The organism is Erwinia sp. Eh17-17 (assembly GCF_039675725.1).
In the GTDB taxonomy this organism is placed as follows: domain Bacteria; phylum Pseudomonadota; class Gammaproteobacteria; order Enterobacterales; family Enterobacteriaceae; genus Erwinia.
In genome coordinates, this window is record NZ_JBDFQT010000002.1 from 580,592 (window position 1) to 604,310 (window position 23,719).

At 52.9% G+C, this 23,719-nt stretch carries 20 protein-coding genes; 9 read left to right on the top strand and 11 right to left on the bottom strand.

The window, feature by feature from the left end; all coding sequences use genetic code 11:
* From phrB to ABEH87_RS08110, 3 genes are all read right to left on the bottom strand, one after another.
* Positions 1-1,434 carry a deoxyribodipyrimidine photo-lyase gene (phrB, locus tag ABEH87_RS08100; protein WP_346575535.1) on the bottom strand — a complete coding sequence of 478 codons (1,434 nt, stop codon included), beginning with the start codon at positions 1,432-1,434 and terminating at the stop codon, positions 1-3.
* A 14-nt stretch (positions 1,435-1,448) separates the two neighbouring features.
* Positions 1,449-2,408, bottom strand: a complete 960-nt coding sequence (locus ABEH87_RS08105) for a 2-thiouracil desulfurase family protein (RefSeq protein ID WP_346575537.1) — start codon at positions 2,406-2,408, stop codon at positions 1,449-1,451.
* Between the two features lie 145 nt (positions 2,409-2,553).
* Positions 2,554-2,760 (bottom strand): YbfA family protein, encoded by a 207-nt coding sequence (locus ABEH87_RS08110; RefSeq protein WP_346575539.1) that lies wholly within the window; start codon positions 2,758-2,760, stop codon positions 2,554-2,556.
* Positions 2,761-3,056: 296 nt separating this feature from the next.
* Here ABEH87_RS08110 and kdpE point away from each other — a divergent pair, with 296 nt between their 5' ends.
* Positions 3,057-3,740 (top strand): two-component system response regulator KdpE, encoded by a 684-nt coding sequence (gene kdpE, locus ABEH87_RS08115; RefSeq protein ID WP_346575541.1) that lies wholly within the window; start codon positions 3,057-3,059, stop codon positions 3,738-3,740.
* 45 nt (positions 3,741-3,785) lie between these two features.
* Here the strand turns inward: kdpE and pgm are convergent, their stop codons facing one another.
* The gene (gene pgm / locus ABEH87_RS08120) at positions 3,786-5,426 is read right to left on the bottom strand and encodes a phosphoglucomutase (alpha-D-glucose-1,6-bisphosphate-dependent) (protein ID WP_346575543.1); all 1,641 of its coding nucleotides are present in this window, start codon (positions 5,424-5,426) and stop codon (positions 3,786-3,788) included.
* A 24-nt stretch (positions 5,427-5,450) separates the two neighbouring features.
* On the bottom strand, positions 5,451-6,002 hold the full coding sequence (gene seqA, locus ABEH87_RS08125; protein ID WP_346575544.1) for a replication initiation negative regulator SeqA: 552 nt from the start codon (positions 6,000-6,002) through the stop codon (positions 5,451-5,453).
* Between the two features lie 262 nt (positions 6,003-6,264).
* On the opposite strand from seqA, the gene ybfF reads away from it, so the two are divergent.
* The 4 genes from ybfF (at position 6,265) to fur (ending at position 9,094) form a co-directional block, all read left to right on the top strand.
* Positions 6,265-7,029, top strand: coding sequence for an esterase (gene ybfF / locus ABEH87_RS08130; RefSeq protein WP_346575546.1), 765 nt, complete (start codon positions 6,265-6,267; stop codon positions 7,027-7,029).
* A 274-nt stretch (positions 7,030-7,303) separates the two neighbouring features.
* Entirely contained in the window at positions 7,304-7,585 is a 282-nt protein-coding gene (gene ybfE, locus ABEH87_RS08135; RefSeq protein WP_346575548.1) for a LexA regulated protein, read from the top strand.
* A 140-nt stretch (positions 7,586-7,725) separates the two neighbouring features.
* Positions 7,726-8,256: a flavodoxin FldA gene (fldA, locus tag ABEH87_RS08140; RefSeq protein ID WP_346575550.1), complete on the top strand. Its 531-nt coding sequence runs from the start codon at positions 7,726-7,728 to the stop codon at positions 8,254-8,256.
* 394 nt (positions 8,257-8,650) lie between these two features.
* A complete protein-coding gene (fur, locus tag ABEH87_RS08145; protein ID WP_062748415.1) occupies positions 8,651-9,094 on the top strand; it encodes a ferric iron uptake transcriptional regulator in 444 nt (147 codons plus the stop codon).
* A 55-nt stretch (positions 9,095-9,149) separates the two neighbouring features.
* Here fur and ABEH87_RS08150 read toward each other — a convergent pair whose 3' ends face one another.
* The 6 genes from ABEH87_RS08150 to nagE all read right to left on the bottom strand — a co-directional run bounded on the left by ABEH87_RS08150 (position 9,150) and on the right by nagE (position 19,060).
* Positions 9,150-11,813, bottom strand: coding sequence for a beta-N-acetylhexosaminidase (locus ABEH87_RS08150; RefSeq protein WP_346575552.1), 2,664 nt, complete (start codon positions 11,811-11,813; stop codon positions 9,150-9,152).
* Between the two features lie 21 nt (positions 11,814-11,834).
* The gene (chiQ, locus tag ABEH87_RS08155) at positions 11,835-12,146 is read right to left on the bottom strand and encodes a ChiQ/YbfN family lipoprotein (protein WP_346575554.1); all 312 of its coding nucleotides are present in this window, start codon (positions 12,144-12,146) and stop codon (positions 11,835-11,837) included.
* Between the two features lie 27 nt (positions 12,147-12,173).
* Positions 12,174-13,577 carry an OprD family outer membrane porin gene (locus ABEH87_RS08160; RefSeq protein ID WP_346575556.1) on the bottom strand — a complete coding sequence of 468 codons (1,404 nt, stop codon included), beginning with the start codon at positions 13,575-13,577 and terminating at the stop codon, positions 12,174-12,176.
* 183 nt (positions 13,578-13,760) lie between these two features.
* Positions 13,761-15,008, bottom strand: coding sequence for a tryptophan permease (gene mtr, locus ABEH87_RS08165; protein ID WP_346575558.1), 1,248 nt, complete (start codon positions 15,006-15,008; stop codon positions 13,761-13,763).
* 277 nt (positions 15,009-15,285) lie between these two features.
* Complete coding sequence (gene glnS, locus ABEH87_RS08170; RefSeq protein WP_346575559.1) at positions 15,286-16,953, bottom strand: glutamine--tRNA ligase; 1,668 nt, start codon at positions 16,951-16,953, stop codon at positions 15,286-15,288.
* A 157-nt stretch (positions 16,954-17,110) separates the two neighbouring features.
* Positions 17,111-19,060, bottom strand: a complete 1,950-nt coding sequence (gene nagE, locus ABEH87_RS08175; RefSeq protein WP_346576188.1) for a PTS N-acetyl glucosamine transporter subunit IIABC — start codon at positions 19,058-19,060, stop codon at positions 17,111-17,113.
* 336 nt (positions 19,061-19,396) lie between these two features.
* On the opposite strand from nagE, the gene nagB reads away from it, so the two are divergent.
* The 4 genes from nagB (at position 19,397) to ABEH87_RS08195 (ending at position 23,445) form a co-directional block, all read left to right on the top strand.
* Positions 19,397-20,197: a glucosamine-6-phosphate deaminase gene (gene nagB / locus ABEH87_RS08180; protein WP_346575560.1), complete on the top strand. Its 801-nt coding sequence runs from the start codon at positions 19,397-19,399 to the stop codon at positions 20,195-20,197.
* Positions 20,198-20,292: 95 nt separating this feature from the next.
* Positions 20,293-21,441 (top strand): N-acetylglucosamine-6-phosphate deacetylase, encoded by a 1,149-nt coding sequence (gene nagA / locus ABEH87_RS08185; protein WP_346575562.1) that lies wholly within the window; start codon positions 20,293-20,295, stop codon positions 21,439-21,441.
* A 7-nt stretch (positions 21,442-21,448) separates the two neighbouring features.
* A complete protein-coding gene (locus ABEH87_RS08190) occupies positions 21,449-22,669 on the top strand; it encodes an N-acetylglucosamine repressor (protein WP_346575564.1) in 1,221 nt (406 codons plus the stop codon).
* 23 nt (positions 22,670-22,692) lie between these two features.
* A complete protein-coding gene (locus ABEH87_RS08195) occupies positions 22,693-23,445 on the top strand; it encodes an HAD-IIA family hydrolase (protein ID WP_346575566.1) in 753 nt (250 codons plus the stop codon).
* Positions 23,446-23,719: the final 274 nt, after the last annotated feature.

Here is a 23,719-nt window from a genome sequence, read left to right on the forward strand (position 1 = left end):
TCAGTCCGTCTTTTTTCGTGCTGCCTCAAAGGCAGCCAGGGTTTGCAGGCGTGCCTGTTTATGTTCCACTATCGGGGATGGATAATCGAGACTTTGCTGACTTTTCTTTGCCCACTCATGCGGCTGGTGGATATATTTTTCCGGAACGTCGCGCAGTTCAGGCAGCCAGTGGCGGATAAATTCGCCGCTCTTGTCAAAGCGTTCGCCCTGGGTGGTGGGGTTAAAAATGCGGAAATAAGGTGCGGCATCAGTACCGGTTGAGGCGGCCCACTGCCAGCCGCCATTATTGGCCGCCAGATCGCCATCCAGCAGCTGCGACATGAAGTAGCGTTCGCCTTCGCGCCAGTCAATTAACAGGTCTTTCACCAGGAAGCTGGCGGTGATCATGCGCAGACGGTTGTGCATCCAGCCCAGCGTATTGAGCTGTCGCATGGCAGCATCAACGATCGGATACCCGGTTTTTCCCTGCTGCCATGCCTGCAACCCCTGCGGGTCATCACGCCATTTAACGTCCCGGGTCCAGCCGGTAAAGGGCTGATGGCGGCAGAGCGCAGGGTAAGCCACCAGCAAATGACGATAAAACTCGCGCCAGATCAACTCATTCAGCCAGACGAAAACCCGGGTATCCGCCAGCCCCTGCGGGTGTTGTTTCAGCAGCCGATGCAGACACTGGCGCGGGGAGAGTACGCCGGTCGCCAGATAGACCGACAGGCGGCTGGTACCGTCAACGGCCGGAAGATCTCGCCGATCGGGATAAAGCGTCACCGGCTGCTGACAGAACTCACGCAGGCGGGCGATGGCCGCTTTCTCTCCCACCGGGAATAAGCTCGCGTCACTCTCTTCCCGCGGGTAATCAAAGCATTGCAGGGGACGATCTGTTGTTTCTATCGCCCCGCTACTCCTGATGCCAGGAGCAGGCAAACACTCTGGCAGCCCTTCCTGCAGACGTTTGACAAACGCCTTGCTGAATGGCGTGAAGACTTTGTACATCTCCCGATTACCGGTCAGGACGCTGCCAGGCGGCAACAGCAGACTGTCATCAAACCCCTGAACCACCACGCCATCATCCTGCAGCGTTCGTTCCACGGCAGCATCACGCTGACGTTCGTTGACTTCGTACTGGTAGTTATAGAACAGGCGGTCAACATGGTGTTCCTGGCAAAATTTCTGCAGCAGAGCCACCGACGCGCTGAAATCATCGCACTGTACGAGATGCAAAGGGATACCCTTTTGCGCCAGCGACTGCTGCACGTCCTGCAGGCTTTGCCAGATAAACTCCGCCTGTTTCGGCGCCATATGGTGTGAAGACCACTGTCCGGGCGTGGCGACGAAAAGGGCAATGACTCTGGCGTCTTCTGAACGACAGGCGGCGTGCAGCGCGTGATTATCACTGATGCGCAGATCGTTGCGCAGCCAGACAAGATGAGTCGTCATAATGCTCCCTGAGACTAATGTCCGTAACGCAGACGTAAGGTTTCCGGATAAGGTGAGAAATAGCGCTGCCCGGCCAGCCACGGATGTGGGTATTCCGCCATATAGTGCTTCAGCAGGGTAATGGGCGCCAGCAAGGGCTGAATTCCCTGACGGTAGTGGTCAATCAGTCCGGCCAGCTCCTGGCGCTGAGACGGGGTCAGGTCGCGCCGGAAGTAACCCTGCACATGCATGAGAACGTTAGTGTGGTTGCGGCGTGATGCCACATTTTTCATCAGGTCCATCAGCCGCTGACGATATTCCAGCGCAAATGCGTCCAGGGAGTCCCACTGATCCATCTTCGCAACAAACGGTCCGATTTCGCGGTATGCAGGCTGAGAATGGGCCAGCAGCAGCAGTTTGTAACGCGTGTGAAAGGCCATCAGTTTGGCGCGGGTCAGCCCGCTGGCCCAGAGCTGGTTAAATTCATGCAGAGCATAAACGCGGGCGACAAAATTCTCTCGCAGGAGCGGATCGTGCAGGCGTCCATCCTCTTCCACCGGTAGCCAGGGCATCTGATCCATCAGTTCACGGGTAAACACACCGGTCCCGGCCTTGCGGTTGTTATTATTGTCAGGCTGATAGATACGCACCCGCTCCATGCCGCAGCTGGGGGATTTGGCGCAGACGATATAACCGCAGAGATGACGCAGATGGCTGATTTTCTCCTTCGAGTACGCCGTCATCCTGTCCGTCACGGGGGCATCCTGTCCGTTACTGAAGCACAGGGAAATCGCGCCATCCGCTCGCTCCTCGGTGAGGCGCAACGCCGGGCGGGGTGTAGGCAGACCAATGGCCATTTCCGGGCAAGCCGGTTCATAGCGAAGGAAGGGCGCCAGTTGTTCAGCCGCGAACTCATTACGCTTGTGGCCGCCATCAAAACGGACTCGTTCACCTAACAGACAGGCACTGATACCAACCGGAATTTTATCGCCCATAATTATACAACCTCAAATATCCTGTACAGATTTGAGTGTAGCGCAAAATGGCGGTTAACAGGCAAAAAAAATCCCGCCAGACGGCGGGATCAGTGAAATTTGAGCCAAATCTTACGGCGGTGGCTCCAGGGGGATGCAGATTTATTTAATAAAAATCGCAACCCGCCGCTTCTGCCTGCGCCAGCCAGACGGGCTGATCGCTGGTTTTTACCCACACGCGGTGCAGATAGCTGTAGAAACGTGCGCGGTCAGCGCGGAACAACATTACGGGCAATGCAACAATGCCGATGACCAGCGCCGCAGCACGACGCATGAAAATCCGAGTAGATGAATAGTTATGATAAAGACTCATACGTCCTCCTGAAATGAAGAAAAAGTGGCTGTGTGTAATCTGAGCAAAATAATACCTCTTCAGATGTATTTTTACTACTGATCAGACCACTTTTGATGAAAAAAAAACCACCTTCTCCCTTTAAAATGAAAGAAGGTTACATTTTCGTTAAATATTCACAGATTCTCGCGCAAACACGATCCTTTTATTAACAACATCAGGGAAAACCGCACAATCACAGACGCCCTGCTCCGTTTTTGCTAAATTAGAACCTGTTAAGGTGCTCCTTCATTTATACGGTTATCAGTTGAGGTCATGTGCCCACCATTCTTATTGTTGAAGATGAAAAAGAGATCCGTCGTTTTCTGCGCGTGGCGCTGGAAGGGGAAGGTTTTCGCGTGGTTGATGCCGAAACCCTGAGTCGCGGTTTAATCGAAGCCGCCACGCGTAAGCCGGAACTGGTCATACTCGATCTCGGCCTGCCGGACGGCGATGGTACGTTGTTTATCCGGGAAGTACGCCAGTGGAGCAGTATGCCGGTTATCGTACTCTCCGCCCGCAGCGACGAGCAGGATAAAATTGCCGCGCTGGATGCCGGGGCTGATGACTTTCTTACCAAACCTTTTGGCGTAGGGGAGCTGCTGGCGCGGGTGCGCGTCGCGCTACGGCATCGCCCTCAGCAGGGAAATGACGATGCCACCAGGCAGATTAACTTTGGCCGCGTTAGCGTGGATATTGCCGCACGCCGCGTGACGCGTGATGCCGAGGATCTGCACCTGACACCGATTGAATTTCGCCTGCTGGTCAGTCTGATTAATCATCCCGGCAAGGTCATGACCCAGCGCCAGCTGCTGACCCAGGTCTGGGGGCCGAATGCCGTTGAGCACAGCCACTACCTGCGCATCTATATGGGCCATCTGCGCCAGAAACTGGAGCTTGACCCTGCCCGGCCGCAGCATCTGCTGACCGAAACCGGCGTAGGTTACCGTTTTATGCCATAAAAAAAGGGCTCACTGAGTGAGCCCTTATTGCGTCAGCCTGTCGGATCAGGCGTTTTTCAGCACGGCACTGACAATCTCTACCGCTTCTTTCTCAATCTGCTGGCGGTGTTCAGCACCAAGGAAGCTTTCACAATAGATTTTGTAAGCATCTTCAGTACCGGACGGACGCGCAGCAAACCAGCCGTTTTTGGTCATCACTTTCAGACCACCGATAGATGCCCCGTTACCCGGAGCCGCTGTCAGGCGCGCCGTGATAGGATCGCCTGCCAGCGTATCGGCACTGACCATTTCTGGCGACAGTTTAGACAACGCTGCTTTCTGGGCAGAACTGGCAGGTGCCTGAATGCGGTTATAGCTTGGCGCACCAAAGCGTTTTGCCAGCTCGTCATAGTGCTGCTGTGGGTTCTTACCGGTTACCGCAGTAATTTCGGCGGCCAGCAGGCACATGATGATACCGTCTTTATCCGTAGACCACGGCGTGCCGTCGAAACGCAGGAAAGATGCCCCTGCACTCTCTTCGCCACCAAAACCGAAGCTACCGTCAAACAAACCATCCACGAACCATTTAAAGCCTACCGGCACTTCCACCAGCTTACGGCCCAGATCGTCAACCACACGGTCAATCATCGCGCTGGAGACCAGCGTTTTACCGACGGCGACGTCATTGCCCCACTGTGGACGATGCTGGAACAGATACTGAATCGCCACCGCCAGATAGTGGTTAGGGTTCATCAGGCCTGCCGGCGTGACAATGCCGTGACGGTCATAATCAGGGTCGTTGGCAAAGGCCAGATCAAACTTGTCACGCAGTGCCAGCAGACCAGCCATCGCAGACTCAGACGAGCAGTCCATGCGGATCACACCGTCGTGATCGAGGTGCATAAAGCGGAAGGTCTGATCGACCGCATCGTTAACGATGGTCAGGTCAAGATTGTAGAATTCCGCAATACGCTGCCAGTATGCAATACCGGAGCCGCCCAGTGGATCGACGCCAATTTTCAGACCGGCTTTCTGAATGGCCGGAATATCAACGATCAGCGCCAGACCTTCGATATAAGGCTGGATCAGATCCTGTTCGGTTAAGTGACCGCTGGCCCATGCCTCATCCAGCGTGATGCGTTTCACTTCCTTCAGACCCTCTTTGATCAGCGCATTGGCACGATCTTCCACCACTTTAGTGACGTTAGTATCGGCAGGACCACCGTTGGGCGGATTGTATTTAATCCCGCCGTCTTCCGGTGGGTTGTGCGAAGGCGTGATCACGATGCCATCTGCCTGCGCGCCACCCGCTTTGTTGTATTCGAGGATCGAATGAGAGATCGCAGGCGTTGGCGTATAGCCGTTATCCTGCTGAACGATCACATCAACACCGTTAGCGGCCAGCACTTCCAGTACCGAAATGATGGCCGGTTCTGACAGCGCGTGGGTATCTTTACCCACGTAGCAAGGGCCGGTCACACCGTTCTTTTTACGCTCTTCTGCAATCGCCTGCGCGATGGCCAGAATGTGTGTCTCATTGAAGCTGTGACGACCCGCGCTGCCGCGATGGCCGGAAGTGCCAAATTTCACCGCATGCTCTGCATTACCCAGCTCAGGCTGCAGGACATAATATTGAGATGTTAATTGTGCAACGTTAATCAAATCGCTCTGCTGGGCGGGTTGCCCGGCACGGGGGTGATTGGCCATTGGCGCTTCTCCCTGACGCTTCAGTTAGAGGGTACCGCAAACTTTCTCTGTCAGTTCCACCGGGAACTGCATCGACAGCATGATGTGTTCCACCATGCTGCGTTTGCGGTCAGTATTTGTGTTGGTGATCACCCAATACGGCGTGCCAGGAACGTGCTGCGGCTTAGTATGGGTGCCATTCTCAACTAACGTTTGCTGGTTACCCGCGAAGTAAACGCGGGTACGCCCCTGCAGAGACTCAGTCGCTGCGCCAAACGTTTTGGCGTCCAGACTGTATAAAGTCGATAGAATCAGCATAAAACGATTTACTGCACGCTTCTGCTCCGCATACTCGTCCGAAAGCAGCAGTTCACGCACCGCACGGACACGATCCTGCGGTCGGGATTCAGCGCTAACAGCCTGAGCCGCTGAGGCTTTGTCTGTCGCAACAGCGGAAGCACTGGCCGCTGCAGAAACAGTCTGGCCGGCAGTGAATTTCAGCATGCGGCGCAAAATATCTGATGCACTTTCACCAATATGCTGAGTGTGGCTGGCAATATAACGGTATAGCTCTTCGTCGACTTCTATCGTTTTCATCTTTATCCAGTACGGTTAGTGCTTGTATCAGAACCGGGTGGCAGAAAGACGAACACTTTCGTCATGCTCACGGTGATTAACCTGCCCAGTTCTAACATCAGGATTATAAAGTTAAATCCAGCCGGGGTGTAGCGCCTTACCCTTTTCAGGGCAAAAGTAGGAATATGCCGCAAAAAGATCATATTCGTTATTCGCACCAGCGGCAGAAATTGTGGGATCCATGATACCCTAAGCCTTCCTGTCAACTGTAAGAACTTTCGCAATGAATTTGAATTTCCGCCTGCAATCTGAACAATCCGCTACTGACGGGCTACCGCTGGTTCTGATCCACGGCCTGTTTGGCAGCCTGGACAACCTGGGCGTTTTGGCCAGAGGTTTAAAAGACGATCGCCGACTGATTCAACTTGATGTGCGCAATCATGGTTTATCTTCGCGTGCCCCAGAGATGGATTATGCGCTGATGGCACAGGATGTGCTGGATACGCTTGACGCACTGCAGGTCGATCGTTTCAGTGTTATCGGCCATTCGATGGGGGGTAAAATCGCCATGGCGCTGACTGCCCTGGCCCCCGATCGGGTGGCTGAAATTGTCGTGATTGATATTGCACCGGTGGCCTACACCACCCGCCACCACGACACTATTTTTAGCGCATTAAATGCCGTGACAGAGGCGGGGATCGCCACGCGCAGCGAGGCTACAGCACTGATGCGTCAAACGATTGACGAAGAAGGTGTGATCCAGTTTTTGCTCAAATCGTTTCATGACGGGGAATGGCGTTTCAACGTCCCGGTATTGCTGGCCTGTTATGACACCCTTATCAGCTGGCAACCTCTTCCCGCCTGGCCACATCCGGCACTGTTCATTCGCGGGGAACGCTCCCCCTATCTGGCAGATGAATACCGCGATGCACTGCTGGCACAGTTCCCGCAGGCACGCGCGCATGTGATAGCCGGTGCCGGACACTGGGTGCATGCTGAGAAGCCTGATGCGGTATTACGTGCAATTCGCCGTTTTTTTGCGCTGTAAAAACAATAATCTCCTCTGATTGTTATCCCCAAAATCATTCGCGTTTCCGGCAGGCGGCAAGGCCATGAGTCCCCAGGGGCACAGATAATGATGTGGCTGGGGTGAATGGCCGTCGCCAGCGCACCAACAGCTTGAAGAATGAAGGGGATAAATGATTGTCGTCACCACTTTCGCTGGGGTATGATGGCGCGCTAAAATTTTGCCGCTGCTGATTATTCAGACGGCACAACGGCCCTATTCATCAGTAATCCAGCCTTTCAGTACGACGATTCCTATGGCAAAAGAGAACACGGACCGCACGACGATCGATCTGTTCGCAGATGAACGGCGCCCGGGGCGACCCAAGACCAATCCGCTAACGCGTGATGAGCAGCTGCGTATCAATAAACGCAATCAGCTTAAGCGTGATAAAGTGCGCGGCCTGAAACGCGTTGAGCTGAAAATGAACAGCGAGGCGGTAGATGTCCTGAACCAGCTGGCTTTCGAGCGTAATATGAGCCGCAGCGAGCTGATTGAAGAGATGCTGCTGGAACAGTTGCAGCGCCATCAGCCCTGAGCGTATCCGGGCCTTAGCACTCAGCGACAAAACCAGCAGTATTACTCGTTTATCCGCTCACAGCGGTCTGTTATCATTAACGCTATCTGCGAAAAATCAGCAGTCTCCATATCATTAAGATTCAAGAGGTTATTAAACTCATGGCACTCGTCGGCATTTTCTTTGGTAGCGATACAGGTAATACCGAAAACATTGCAAAAATGATCCAGAAGCAACTGGGGAAAGATGTTGCAGAAGTTCGTGATATTGCTAAAAGCAGCAAAGAAGACCTTGAAGCCTTTGATATTCTGCTGCTCGGCATCCCCACCTGGTACTACGGTGAGGCCCAGTGCGACTGGGATGACTTCTTCCCGACGCTGGAAGAGATCGACTTCAACGGTAAACTGGTGGCGCTGTTTGGCTGTGGCGATCAGGAAGACTATTCCGAGTATTTCTGCGACGCAATGGGCACTATTCGCGACATCATCGAGCCGAACGGTGCGGTGATCGTTGGTCACTGGCCAAGTGAGGGCTATCATTTCGAAGCCTCTAAAGGCATGGCTGATGACAACCACTTCTTAGGCCTGGCCATTGACGAAGATCGCCAGCCTGAACTCACCAACGAGCGTGTTGATCGGTGGGTAAAACAGATTTTTGATGAGCTTCAGCTGCAAGACATCATCGAAGCATAACCACAACCACTTGATGTGGGAGGTATCTCACATCAAGAAAGTGGTTTTTCCTATAGAAGTAATAGATACATGTTTGTAACTTTCACCTGCAAAACTGTACAATAACCCCATCGGTTACCCGCTTTCTCAGCGCCTGCCCCTTTTTGAAGGACGTGAGTCGCCCAAAGGGCGATGAGATGAGGCAGATCGAAATGTTAACCTGACATAATTCGGGCGCGCGCTTCCCTGGATGTAATGACACTTATCCTTACATCCCTTGCGGTTTCAGGCATCCCTTTTGGTTTTCATTTCGCAGTATCAGTTCTATACTGAAACGCACTCGTTCTTAGCGCCGACCGATGTTCAGGGCTTTTCAGCCACTAAGTGACTAGCAAAGTAACAGGACAATATCCGCATGACTGACAATAACACCGCATTAAAGAAGGCCGGCCTGAAAGTCACGCTTCCCCGACTGAAAATTCTGGAAGTGCTTCAGGAGCCAGAGGGCCATCACGTCAGTGCGGAAGACTTGTACAAACGCCTGATTGATATGGGCGAAGAAATTGGTCTGGCCACGGTTTACCGCGTGCTGAACCAGTTTGATGACGCGGGGATCGTTACCCGCCACAACTTCGAAGGCGGTAAATCCGTTTTCGAACTGACCCAGCAGCACCACCACGATCATCTGATCTGCCTGGACTGCGGTAAAGTCATTGAATTCAGAGACGAATATATTGAGGAGCGTCAGCGTGAGATCGCTACGCGTCACGGTATCAAACTGAGTAACCATAGTCTGTATCTTTATGGTCACTGTTCTCTGGGCGACTGTCGTGAAGATGAGACGCTGCACGATAAATAATCTGCCAGGTTCAGTGTAAAAACCGGTGGCTCAGCCACCGGTTTTTTTATGCCTGCTATAACCGCTCTTCACGGCTGTAACGCAGCCCGTCGGCACTGACTGCCCGTATCAGCACCTCACCCACCGCGACCTCTGGCTGATGGTCATCATCGTAACGCTGCCAGCGTTTTCCAGCATCCGTGCTGTACTGAATGGTCAGGCCCGGTAACGCAATGTTTGCCTGCAGTTTCCCTCCGATGATATGTGCACCCGGCTGTGGCACACGGTAATCAATCCCGCGCCGATCCAGTTTTGCCAGTTCTCGCTGCCCGACAATATTAGCAAAACGCTGCCAGTCCTGGCGCAGAGCCTGGCGATCGACGAACTCAGTTTTACCACCGATATACTCTTTGCCCGCCTGGTAATCCTGCTCCCATGACGCCTGGTGCCACGCACGTTCAGCTACGGGCAGCACGTGCGGGAACATCATATAGTCGACATCAGCATCGCTACGTACCGTCTCACTCCACAGCTGGGCAGACAGGCCGTAAGCGCCTGCCCAGGCTTTATCAGACCTGGCACTGAAGGTATTTCCGTCGCGATCGACCGAGGTTTCAGCATTTTGCGGCAGGTTATCTGGTGCAAAGCTGAATATCTTACGTTCATCGTTGAAGCGCGTTCCCCAGTAATAACCCCGCTCCTGCGGGTTAACCTCATAGGGGAAATCCATATAGACATAGTCAGGGTTAGAGATGATCACCTGGTAGCCTTTATTCGCCCAGTCGCTGGCGCTGTCGTACCCTCCCCAGTAAAGCGTATCCCAGAAGTTAACGGCTACTTGCTTTGTCGCGAACTCCCCTGCATCGCGGGCATCTTTCAGGCCATCCTGCCATGCCTGCATACGGTCAATACCGTGAGACTTAGCCAGATGGCTGACCTTCAGCGCAAAATAGCTGGGAAGGTGGGCGAAGTCAGCGACCTTGCCCGCTTTTATCATCTTCTGACAGACTTGTGATTTTGCCCACGGCTTATCTTCACGGCTCAAATCAAGCAGCCCTTTTCCTTTTTCCGCACGACCGGGAAGAATATCGCTGTAGCCGGGACCAAAGTGGATATTTTTTGCCTCATCGCCGCCAAAATGCCAGCGTGTCAGCGGCTGCCCGGCCTGCTGATGCATGGCCTGAATTTCGCTTATCACTTTATCAACAAAGTGCAGCGAAGAGTCCAGGCAGGGATTGAGATAGCTGGTGCGATCGTAAAGCTGAACGGACGTCGTATTCGAGTTATCCGTCGGGTCGATAAGCCGGTATTCATTGGCTTCACTGACCTTGCCCTCTTTTATCAACCGCTGATGACGTGCTTCCATGGAGATCACAGCGGCTCTGGCATGTGCCGGCATATCCACTTCAGGGATCACCGTAATTCCACGGGCATCTGCATATTTCACTATTTCAATATAGTCGTCACGGCTGAAGAAACCGCTTCCGCTGGTGTTACTGAAGGGACCAGAACCCAGCTGCGGTAACAGGCAGTGTTGTTCACTCAGATCGTGACAGCGTCTGGCCCCCACGGTGGTCAGCTCCGGCAGGCCTGGAATCTCAATACGCCATCCTTCGTCATCAGTCAGATGAAAATGAAAAACGTTAATCTTCCAGGCAGCAAGCTGGTCCAGCATGCGCAGAATAACGGCCTTACTGTGGAAATTGCGCCCAACATCGAGGAAAACACCGCGATAGGCAAACCGCGGCGCATCAACAGCTTCCAGCGTCGCAATCTTGTTGCTGCCATCGGCAGGCAGCAGGGAGAGAATCGACTGTAAACCATAAAACACCCCCTGGGCATCGTAGCCGACGATCTCCGCCTTTTTCTGGCTAATGCTGAGGGTATACGCCCCTGATTTTGGTGAATTACGGTCGAATTTTGTCACATCAATTCGTGTGGTCACAGGGTAGCCAGCAGCATTCAGCGGCACGCCGAGCAGTTTAAAGCGTTGTGCAACAGCTTCGGCCTGATTTGATGACAGCGTGGTCAAATTCAGGCTGACTCCCTGACTCAGGTCAGCATCTTCAGGCAACACGTTAACCTTCAGCGGAGTGGGTAAAATCTGACCGCGCAGTGCGCTGGCGGGAAGCAGTGCAATATCGCTGTTTTTCTCAAAGCGGCTGGCGGGCATCATCAGAATGTTTTTATCTTCCGCGATACGCTTCCAGTGTTCACCCAATGGAACGACAAAGTTGTTCAGATCGTCAGTATCAGTCACGCTGATAATTTTAGGCTGCGCATCGCCAGAGGTGACATACCAGCGCGGCATCACATCCGTGCTAAATAGCTGCCAGTATTCGTTAATGATGGGGATCGTAATGGAGGCCCCCGCACTGATACCGCGGAACTTCTCAGTCGGTTCCAGTCGCGTTAAATCACCGACGATATGCACCATACGGAACTGATCGTTCTCTACCGCCAGCGTTTTGTGCACATTACTCATATAGATGGCCCAGTCTCTGCGGGTAATCGCCGGGCCGTTATTGGTGAGCGTAATCGTTGCACGATTGCAGGAAGCAAAGTCGGCGCCAAGCATCGCACAATTCACGCCATGTGATGCCGCCAGATTGTCAGTTACCTGATACTTCACGCCAAACTGGCTGATTTGTTCGACCAGCGAACGGTCGGCCATCACTGAACCGTTACCCAGACTCATCACCACAGCGATCGTCAGTAAACTCATTTTTTGCCATTTCATTACGGCACCCCTCCCTGTTATTTATTGATTAGACTGCTGAATTTCCTTCCATAATTGTCCGCAACTGCTTTCGATAGCCTCGCCTCCGCCCATCTTTTCAGCATCCAGGCAGCGCTGGTAGTCCAGCACGCGCACGGTTTCTTTTTTAGCAAAGTCCTGATGCTGAGGCTGCCGGGACAAAACATCCAACAACCGGCGGCAGGATTGCATTTTCACTGTTTTCCCGTCGGCCTGGTTGATGCAGTGACGATAGGCCTCTCGCTCCTGCGTGGTCAGGCTGTAACAGGCACAGAGCGCGGTAACTATCGTTGTGATAACCAGCGTTTTTTTCATATCCATACTCCGGAAATGTCGGGGAGATCAGAACAGGGTAAAAGGCGCTATCACCATAAATTTGACGTCTTTTTCATCCTGGAAAATATTGTTGTAGCCACCGCTATAGCTGGGAATATTGCTGTGATTGTCATAACGGGTGTAGTGCAGTTTAAACAGCGTCCCTTTGGCGACACCGGACTGGATGGTATAAAGGAGATCGAGATTCCACGCTGATTCTTTTAGCCTGGTGCTCCGATCATAAACAGGATTATTGGCTGGTTTCGCCCCCCAGCCCCAGGCACAGGAAGCCCCCACGCCCAGTCCCGGCAACTGCCAACCGGCCAGGTCATACATCACTCCGGCAAACAGCGCTTTCTCACCATTAGCGTTCCAGTCTGAACGTGAATCCCACCAGATATCCAGGCGACCATTTGAAGAGGCGTAGCCCGGTGTCATACGTTGCAGGAAGAAGCCCTGATTCCCTTCAGCCTTTACCCAGCTTCCTTCAAGACGAAAATCAAACGGCCCTGCGCTGTATCCTAAAGTCAGCGCCTGTAACCAGGCCAGACCGTCATAAACGTCGTTCACGTTAGCAGCAGCGCCATGTTCTTTATCTTTTGCACCATAAAATTGATAACTACTGTGTAAATCATTGCCGGCAACAGGAAAGGTATAGGAGAGTTTGCTGAAATATTGATCCATATATCCGGCGGCCTGGCCGAAGGCCCCCTCGATTATCAGCCTGTTTTTAAAATCATATTTAAACCCAATGGAGTGAAGGTAGCTGATAGCGGTGGTGCCATCTGCCTTACGGAAATTGTACATATTTTCATACCAGGGTGCTTTATAACGGTCACTCCACATATAGGAGAATGACAGTGCTCCGGCTTCGGCAAAATCGATGCTATAACCCGTTTCCACACCGAGATACGTTCCGGGTAAAAAGCTCCAGTGCGGTGCGAGCAATGTCTGTCCATCGGGCTGCAAATAGCCGCCGTGTAACCAGAGATCATCATATTTTAATTTTACTGTGGCCTTATAAAGGCTGGCGCCATTTTTGTCGCCGGTCCAGCGCTCTTCCCAGCGAGTCTTTGCATCACTGAAGCCGATTTCATTCGGCGCGGCAGGGCCACCGTTAAACATCTCCAGCGCACCAAAAACGGCGAGATCAACACCAATTATTTCAGCAGCATAGCCTGAACTGTAATCGAGCGAGGCGTTAAACGTTGAGTGATGAAGATTTTGCTGATACTGACCAAAATGCTCACTGACGGGATCCTGCTCTTTGCGGTCGCGCTGCCGCTGCCAGTAATAGAGCGTTCCTTTTAAGGATGAATCATCAACAAAACCGGAGGCGACGGCAGGTAAGGGAATAAAAAATGGCAGCAGTAAATAATGAACAGCTAATAACGCAAAAAGCGTCTGCCGTCCAGTGGCATTGAAAATCATCGAATAATCCTTATCCAATAAAAACGACAAAACTTATAATAGTAAAAGCTGTGTGTTATTTTTTATAATATTTTTCGCGACGCGAATTATCAATAACAATGAATAATAAAACCTGAAAGTATGATCAACAGCACAAATCAACAGCCGGATGATATTTTATGAAACAACACCGGCTGTAATCTGTTATTCACCAAATACCGGCAGAAAGTGGCCATAGGAGAGCAGAGAGACCAGCGCATTTAACCCACCGAACAGCAGCACCAGTACAATCGGCAGCATCCCTCCCCTTACCCGCCATTCTGCCTGAGCAAAACGACGCCGTGACTGCCGGGCCAGTAGTGCAGGGGTCACCACCGCCCAGACAGTGGCAGCCAGCCCCGCGTAACCAATTGCCAGCAAAAAACCGTTCGGCCAGATCAGCGCCGCTGCTAACGGCAATATAAACGTCAGTACGGTGGTTTTCAGCCGCCCGCTGGCAGAGTTATCCAGCTTGAAGAGATCGGCAAGATAGTCGAAGAAACCCAGACTGACACCAAGGAAAGAGCAGGCAACGGCGAAATTAGAGAAGATATCCAGCAGCAGGTTGAGATATGGACTGTGCAGTACACCAGACAGCGCCCCCACCAGCACATCGATATTTCCCCCCTGCGCCGCGATAGCTTTGAAATCATGGCGTGGGATATTACCCATGGTGCCAACGATCCAGATGAAGTAGATAGCCAGCGCCAGCAGCGTGCCGTAAATCAGGCAACGGCTGACGCGCGTCGCATTCTTGCGGTAGTAAGCCACCAGCCCGGCAATATTGCCGTGGTAGCCAAAGGACGCCAGGCAGAACGGTACGACTGCCCACAGATAGCGCAGGTAATGGCTGTCTGCCGCCTGGCTGTCGAGCAGGTTAACGGGTTCGATATGCCACAGCAGGCCGCCAAAAATCATCAGGAAGGTAATCACCTTCGCCCCGAGGAAAATCAGCGTCATGCGGCTGACCACTGCGGTTCCCAGCCAGATAAACAGCGCCACCAGCAGCGTAAACAGTCCCCCGGCCACGCGCGCCGACATCGCGATATCTAACTGGCTCAGGCTGCGCTGAATGATGGCCCCGCTGGCAGAAATATAGGCATAGGTGAGGATACCGAGTACAAACACCACCGACAGGCCATTAACCAGATTCCAGCCGCGTCCCAGCAGATCGCGCGTGACAGTATCAAAACTGGCCCCGGCGGGATAATGCAGGCTGGCTTCAAGATACAGCAGGCCGGAAAGCAGCATACAAAACCAGGTCACGATCAGCAGTGCGGATGACCACAGGAACCAGGCTCCGGACATCACCACAGGCAGGGAAAACATGCCGGCACCGATAATGGTGCCACTGATGATTAACGTGCCCCACAGGGTGGAAGGTAGACGAACAGCAGAAGCCGGTATAGCCATGACGATCCCTTAGCGCAAGCAGAAAAAAACATGCCCTTTACCGGGATAATCCACTGGCTCAATGGCAATAATGCCGCATAGTCTACACATAATCACACTCGCGAACTAGTACAGTAATCCGCTCGCTGCAAGACGTTTACCCAGCGCAATGACGCACGGGTAGCACGTTGATCGCAATCAGAAAGAATATTTACTGGGGTAGATGAAGAGTGACCATCATTTCAGGATAAAAAAAAGGGCGAATCATCGCCCTTTTTTTGTTCAGCCGCTAAGCGATTTACTCGCCCGCTTTTGCCCAGGTATCACGCAGGCCAACGGTGCGGTTAAACACCAGTTTCGTGGCGCTGGAATAGACGCTGTCGGCACAGAAGTAGCCTTCGCGTTCAAACTGATACGGCGCTGATGCTTCAGCCTGCTGCATACCCGGCTCAACAAAGCCCTGGCGGATAACCAGTGAGTCAGGGTTAATGCTGGCAAGGAAATCCTCTGCCGCCGCCGGGTTAGGCACGCTGAACAGGCGATCGTACAGACGGAATTCCGCCGGCAGCGCGTGAACCGCAGACACCCAGTGGATCACACCTTTCACTTTACGGCCGTCGGCCGGATCTTTGCTCAGGGTATCCACGTCGCAGGTACAGAACAGGCAGGTAATATTGCCTTCGTCATCTTTCGCTACGCGCTCGGCTTTGATCACATAGGCGTTACGCAGACGCACTTCTTTACCCAGTACCAGACGCTTATACTGCTTGTTGGCTTCTTCGCGGAAATCAGCGCGATCGATGTAGATCTCACGGCTGAACGGCACTTCGCGGGTGCCCATTTCCGGTTTGCTCGGGTGATTCGGCATGGTGATCACTTCGTCGTGATGCGCAGGCAGATTTTCAATCACCACCTTGACCGGATCCATCACCGCCATCGCACGCGGGGCGTTCTCATTGAGGTCGTCACGGATACAGGATTCCAGCGCCGCCATCTCAACAATATTGTCCTGTTTGGTCACGCCAATGCGGCGACAAAACTCGCGAATAGATTCCGCGCTGTAGCCACGGCGACGCAGGCCAGAAACGGTCAGCATACGCGGGTCGTCCCACCCTTCTACCACATTCTCTGTCACCAGCTGGCTCAGTTTACGCTTGGACATAATGGCGTATTCAAGGTTCAGACGAGAGAATTCATACTGGCGCGGATGTACCGGAATGGTGATGTTATCCAGTACCCAGTCGTATAAGCGACGGTTGTCCTGGAACTCCAGCGTACACAGCGAATGCGTAATGCCTTCCAGCGCATCGGAAATGCAGTGGGTAAAGTCATACATCGGGTAGATGCACCACTTGTTGCCCGTCTGATGATGTTCGGCAAATTTAATCCGGTAGATAACCGGGTCGCGCAGCACGATAAAGTTAGAGGCCATATCGATTTTAGCACGCAGGCAGGCGGTACCTTCGGCATAACCACCCGCACGCATTTTTGCAAACAGCTCAAGGTTCTCTTCAACGCTGCGGTCGCGGAACGGACTGTTTTTACCCGCTGACGTCAGGCTGCCGCGGTATTCACGGATCTGCTCCGGGGACAGTTCGTCAACATAGGCCAGACCTTTAGCAATCAGCTCAACGGCGTAATCATGTAACTGCTCGAAATAGTCAGATGAGTAACGTACTTCACCGCTCCACTCGAAACCAAGCCACTGAACGTCACGCTTGATTGACTCAACAAACTCCAGATCTTCTTTTACCGGGTTAGTGTCGTCAAAGCGCAGGTTGCACTGCCCCTGATAATCCTGGGCGATGCCAAAGTTCAGGCAGATCGACTTTGCATGACCAATATGCAGATAACCGTTCGGCTCAGGCGGGAAGCGGGTATGCACGCTGGCGTGCTTACCATTCGCCAGATCTTCGTCGATGATCTGACGAATAAAGTTAGTTGGGCGGGCTTCAGCCTCACTCATCTCAATTTCCTCAATAATGCATGGCGCAAATTAGCTACGAAATAACGGAGTATGATCCACAAAGCGAGGGGGGGAAACAACCGTTTGTTGCCGGATTCACATAAAAAAAGGGCGGGAATCGCTTCCCGCCCTTTTATCGTTGCTTTAGCCGTGTGGCTTAGCCCTTAATTTCATACAAACGGGTCTCACCTGCCACCACCGTATCGCCCGCCAGCAGGGTTAAACCAGCGAAATCATCGATATTGCTGACCACGACCGGGCTCACCATTGAACGCGCGTTCGCATTGAGGTACTCAAGGTCCATTTCCAGTACAGGCTGGCCGGCCACCACCGTTGAGCCCTCTTCGGCCAGGCGGGTAAAGCCTTTGCCTTCCAGCGCAACAGTATCGAGCCCCATATGCACCACAATTTCGATACCGTTTTCGGTTTCAAGGCAGAACGCATGGTTGGTATTAAAGATTTTTACCAGCGTACCGGAAGCCGGAGCCACTACAGTGCTTCCGGTCGGTTTGATCGCCAGACCGTCACCTACCGCTTTACTGGCGAAGGCTTCATCCGGCACCTGTTCGATGGCAACCACCGTACCGCTAACCGGAGCCACCAGCGTACCGATGACGCCTTTAGCCGCGTTCGGCACAGCCTGCGGTGCAGGTGCTGCTGGTACAACATTTGCCGTGGCAACGGCCGCTGCCGCCACCGGACCTTTAGCAATCTGTTTTTTCATCTCTTCGGCGATCGACTCGGCTTTCGCACCGACAATCACCTGGATAGTCTGTTTGTTCAGTTTCACCACCCCGGAAGCACCGAGACGTTTACACTGCGCGTCATTGACCAGCGAGGCATCTTTTACCGACAGACGCAGACGGGTAATACAGGCATCAATTCCCTTGAGGTTATCTGAACCACCGATTGCACCAATGTACTGGCGGGAAAGGTCAGCTAATCCCTCTTCGGTATTGCTGTTGGCTTCATCTTTTACCACCAGGTCGCCTTCATCTTCACGGCCCGGCGTTTTCAGGTTCAGCATGCGGATGACCGCACTGAACAGCACGAAGTAAACCACAAAGGCGATAAGCCCCATCACCAGCAGAATCCAGACGTTATGGCTGGCCGCAGGGAGTTTATACATCAGGGCATAGTCGATAGCGCCCGCAGAGAATGAGAACCCGGCGTGAATCCCCAGAGAGGTTGCCACAAACAGGCTGATACCGGTCAGTAAGGCGTGGATCAGGTACAGCATTGGCGCCAGGAACATGAACAGGAATTCCAGCGGCTCGGTCACCCCGGTCAGGAACGCCGTAACAGCAACGGACAGCAGCATACCGCCAACCATTGGACGGCGTGCTTTAGGTGCCGCCATGTACATCGCCAGTGCTGCGCCCGGCAGACCGAACATCATGATCGGGAAGAAGCCGGACATAAACATCCCCGCCGTGCCGTCACCCGCATAGAAGCGGTTGATGTCACCGTGGAATACCGCACCCGCCGCGTTGGTGAATTCACCAATCTGGAACCAGGCGATAGTATTCAGAACCTGATGCAGACCGGTTGGGATCAGCAGACGGTTAACGAAACCAAAGATACCGGCACCAAAGGCGCCTTCAGAAACGATCCACTCACCGCCGGCATGAATAGCCGCCTGCACCGGTGGCCAGACGTAACCAAACACGGCCGCCAGGATCAGACAGAAGAAACCCGTCGCGATTGGGACGAAACGTTTGCCGCCAAAGAAGCTGAGGAAGTCAGGCAGTTTGATGTCCGCCCAGCGGTTATAGGTCATGCCTGCCACCAGGCCCGTGATAATCCCCGCCAGTACACCCATATTGACCGTTGGGTTGATGGTCACCATCGCTTTAGTCAGAATAAAGTAACCCACAGCACCAGCCAGTGCAGCAGCACCCGCATTGTCTTTGGACCAGGTCGAAGCCACACCGATAGCGAAGATCAGCGCGAGGTTATCAAAAATGGCCCCACCCGCCTGCGCGATGAACGGCATATTGAGTAAGTCAGGCTGGCCGAAGCGCAGCATCAGCGCAGCCACCGGCAGCACTGCAATTGGCAGCTGTAACGACCGCCCTAATCTTTGAAAGAATCCTAAAATATTCACCATTTCCCCCTGTGAGACCCGTTAAGGCAGCAAAAACCGTCTGTTTTTTTTCCGGCTTTTTCTAAATCAGTTCGACACTACACACACCACGAGGTGAAGTGTAAAAAAAAATTAATTCGCTTCGCAAATTAAAGCACCGTTTATGTGATAAAAATCACCAAAAAACGCAATATTGTTAGCATGCGACTGGCTAACATCACAAACTTATTTTATGATTCGAAAAATCAAAGCGGATAATTCCCTCTGTTGCCCGGCCGTAATCGCGTTACGCTTACCGCGAGCTTAAACAGAGCACCGCTTTAACCTATTCCAACTCTGCTTAATACGAGGTGCAACATGAGACTGATTCCTCTGGCAACGCCAACCCAGGTCGGGAAATGGGCCGCACGCCATATCGTTAACCGTATCAATGCGTTCAACCCTAGCGAAGAGCGCCCGTTTGTGCTTGGTCTGCCAACGGGGGGAACGCCCCTTGAAGCATACAAACACCTTATTGAGATGCATAAAGCGGGCCAGGTCAGCTTCAGGCACGTTGTAACATTCAATATGGATGAATATGTCGGCCTGCCGAAAGAGCATCCGGAAAGCTATCACAGCTTTATGTACCGAAACTTTTTTGATCATGTTGATATTCAAAGTGAAAACATCAACCTGCTCAATGGTAATGCCCCGGATATTGACGCAGAATGTCGCCAGTATGAAGAGAAAATCCGCTCTTACGGTAAAATTAATCTGTTTATGGGCGGTGTAGGCAACGACGGGCACATTGCATTTAACGAACCCGCTTCATCACTGGCCTCCCGTACCCGCATTAAAACGCTGACCCATGATACCCGCATCGCGAACTCACGCTTCTTCGGGGGTGATGTGGATCAGGTACCAAAATACGCGCTGACCGTTGGCGTTGGTACACTGCTGGACGCGGAAGAAGTGATGATCCTGGTGACCGGGCACCTGAAAGCTCAGGCGCTACAAGCCGCAGTCGAAGGCAATGTGAACCATATGTGGACCATCAGCTGTCTGCAGCTTCATGCTAAAGCCGTCGTCGTTTGTGATGAACCTGCGACAATGGAATTGAAAATGAAAACCGTGAAATATTTCCGCGAGATGGAAGCAGGAAATATCAAAGATTTGTAATGCGCCCCGGTCAATGTGGCCATTGCAGATCGGTGCCTGCCGGTGGATTTTCCACCGGCATGACAAGAAATATCAGGAATGTCAGGAGACTATCTATGTACGCATTAACCCAGGGCCGTATTTATACAGGCCATAAAATTCTCGATCGGCACGCGGTTGTGATCGCAAATGGCCTGATTGAGCGTATCTGCCCGCTGGAGGATCTGCCCGCAGGCATTGAAACTCGACAGGTCGGCGGTGCGATTATTGCCCCTGGCTTTATCGATCTACAGCTTAATGGCTGTGGTGGCGTACAGTTTAACGATGATATTTCAGCCATCAGTGTCGAAACGCTGCAGATTATGCAAAAAGCTAACGAGAAATCGGGCTGCACCAGCTTTTTGCCGACACTGATTACCAGCAGCGATGAGCTGATGAAGCGCGCGGTCGAAGTGATGCGCGCCTGGCTGGCGCAGAACAGCAATCAGGCGCTTGGCCTGCACCTTGAAGGTCCGTGGCTTAATCCGCTGAAAAAAGGCACCCATAATCCTGAACTGATCCGCTTGCCAGATCCGGCGCTGGTTGACTTCCTGTGTGAGAATGCAGATGTGATCAGCAAAATCACCCTGGCTCCGGAAAAAGTGGATGCGGCAGTGATTCGCCAGCTGCGTGAGGCCGGGATCGTTATCTCTGCGGGCCACTCGCACGGCACCTATGATGAAGCGCTGGCCGGCATTGATGCTGGCGTCTCGTTCGCCACCCATTTATATAATGCCATGCCAGCCACCAGCGGGCGTGAACCGGGGTTAATCGGCGCGCTGTTTGATTCTTCTGATGTCTCGTGCGGTGTTATTGCCGATGGTCTGCACGTTCATTACGCAAACATTCGCAATGCTAAACGGATTAAAGGCGATAAGCTGATCCTGGTCACCGATGCAACAGCACCGGCGGGCGCTTCTATTGATCAGTTCATTTTTGCTGGCAAAACAATATACTATCGCAACGGACTGTGTGTTGACGAAAACGGTACTTTGAGTGGTTCTGCCCTCACTATGATTGAAGCTGTGGCAAACAGCGTCGAACATGTCGGCATTTCCCTTGATGAAGCTCTCAGGATGGCAACGCTGTACCCAGCCCGCGCAATGGGGGTAGACACCTATTTAGGGTCAATTGAAGCCGGCAAAGTGGCCAATTTGACCGTGTTCACCCGCGACTACAAAATCACCCGGACCATCGTTAATGGTAACGAGGTCTTTAGCGAGTAGATATTTAATGACCACTGGCGGCCAGGCACAAATTGGAAATGTTGATCTTGTTAAACAACTTAATAGTGCAGCCGTTTACCGGCTAATCGATCAGCAGGGTCCCATCTCTCGAATCCAGATTGCCGAGCACAGTCAACTTGCGCCCGCCAGTGTCACGAAAATCACGCGTCAGCTCATTGAGCGGGGTCTGATTAAAGAAGTTGACCAGCAGGCCTCAACCGGAGGCCGCCGGGCAATTTCCATCATCACGGAAACCCGCGGTTTTAATACCATTGGCGTTCGGCTTGGTCGCCACGACGCGACCGTCACGCTTTTTGACCTCAGCGGAAAATCGCTGGCGGAAGAGCATTATTCCCTGCCAGAACGCACCCAGGAAACGCTGGAAAATGCCCTCTTCAAGGCAATTGCCGACTTTACCGAGCTGCATCAGCGCAAGCTGCGCGAGCTGATTGCCATTTCGGTGATCCTCCCCGGCCTGGTCGATCCCAATAACGGGATTATCCGCTACATGCCGCATATCAATGTGAGCCACTGGCCGCTGGTTGCCAGCCTGGAAAAACGGTTCAATGTCACCAGTTTCGTCGGCCATGACATTCGCAGCCTGGCCCTGGCAGAGCACTATTTTGGGGCATCGCGCGATTGCGCTGACTCCATTCTGGTGCGGGTGCATCGCGGCACGGGGGCCGGGATTATTGCCAACGGCCATATTTTCCTCGGCAGCAACGGGAATGTCGGCGAGCTGGGACACATTCAGGTAGATCCGTTAGGTGAGCGCTGTCACTGCGGCAATTTTGGCTGTCTGGAGACCATTGCTGCCAACAGCGCCATTGAAAACCGTGTGCGCCATCTGCTCACCCAGGGTTATCCGAGCTCGCTGTCCACAGACGACTGCCAGATCCATCAAATTTGCCGTGCCGCCAACCGTGGCGATGCGCTGGCAGGTGAAGTGATCGAATACGTCGGCCGCCATCTGGGGAAAGCCATCGCCATTGCGATTAACCTCTTCAACCCGCAAAAAATCGTCATCGCGGGTGAAATTATCGAGGCAGATAAAATATTGCTTCCCGCCATTGAGGGCTGTATCAACACTCAGGCGCTGAAAGAATTCCGTAAAAATCTGCCGGTGGTGAGATCCGAGATCGACCACCGCTCTGCCATAGGCGCTTTCGCCCTGGCAAAACGGGCGATGCTTAACGGCATCCTGCTTCAGCGTCTGCTGGAATGTTAACTGACTTGATGGGCTCTGACCGCATGAATATAAAAAATGTCATTTGCGATATCGATGGCGTACTGATGCATGACAATACTGCCGTTCCCGGCGCGCGTGAGTTTTTACAACGCATTGTCGGTAACGGGATGCCGCTGGTAGTCCTGACCAACTATCCATCACAAACTGCGATGGATCTGTCAAACCGCTTTGCTTCCGCCGGGATAGAGCTGCCGGACAGCGTTTTCTATACCTCCGCGATGGCGACGGCTGATTTTCTGAAACGCCAGGAGGGGAAAAAAGCCTATGTGGTGGGTGAAGGGGCGCTGATCCACGAGCTGTATAAAGCCGGGTTTACCATCACCGATATTAATCCTGATTTTGTTATCGTCGGGGAAACCCGGTCATTTAACTGGGACATGATGCATAAGGCCGCCTGGTTCGTGGCAAACGGAGCGCGTTTTATCGCGACCAACCCGGACAGCCACGGCCACGGCTTCTCCCCTGCCTGTGGCGCATTATGTGCCGGTATCGAAAAGATCTCCGGCCGCCAGCCGTTTTACGTTGGCAAGCCCAGCCCGTGGATTATGCGGGCCGCGTTAAATAAAATGCAGGCACACTCAGAGGAAACGGTGATCGTCGGCGATAACCTGCGTACCGATATTCTTGCCGGCTTCCAGGCCGGGCTGGAAACCATCCTGGTCCTGTCAGGCGTCTCCACGCTCAGTGACGTAGACGCCATGCCGTTCCGCCCTACATGGATTTACCCTTCTGTTGCGGATATCGACATTATTTAATCCCCTTTCGTCCCCCTGTCCGCTTTGCCGGGCAGCCCACCTTCTTTTGCGTACGTTTTTCACCCACCACTGGCAATTTATTGTCGATCCATCAATAAAAACCCAAAAAAAATGAACATCCACTAAGAATTCACTCAGGTCAACAGCCTATTTTTCACCTAATCACTAAAATACTTGCATCACCTGTCTGGTTAGCGCATTTTCTTATACATGACGCGATAACTGTCGCTTTAAACCAATATCATCACCGCAAGGTAAGTCGTTAGGGAGCTGT